The following is a 266-nucleotide window of genomic DNA, read 5'->3' on the forward strand; positions in this document are numbered from 1 at the left end:
CTCATACCATTTACACGCAATAAAAAATCGGCAGCGGGTTTAAACATTAACGGGTCAATTTTACAATGGCTCTCAACATGTTGTTGCGCCAAAATAGGTTCGCCGGCAGCTACACGGCCTATTAACGGTAAACCAAGTTGTTCTGGTTCATCTTCTTCAATAAGTTGAATACCACGGCTAGCGCCTGGTTTCATTTTAATAGCGCCTTTTTTAGCCAGCGCTTTTAAATGCTCTTCTGCTGCATTAGCACTTTTAAAGCCTAATGT

Annotated in this window: 1 protein-coding gene; it reads right to left on the reverse strand. The window is 41.7% G+C overall.

The window, feature by feature from the left end; translation table 11 throughout:
* The coding region (locus AAEY68_RS21185; RefSeq protein WP_350586841.1) for a LexA family protein at window positions 1-266 on the reverse strand (266 nt) is incomplete at both ends.

Source organism: Pseudoalteromonas sp. RB2-MNA-CIBAN-0110 (assembly GCF_040309305.1).
Lineage (GTDB): Bacteria > Pseudomonadota > Gammaproteobacteria > Enterobacterales > Alteromonadaceae > Pseudoalteromonas > Pseudoalteromonas arctica.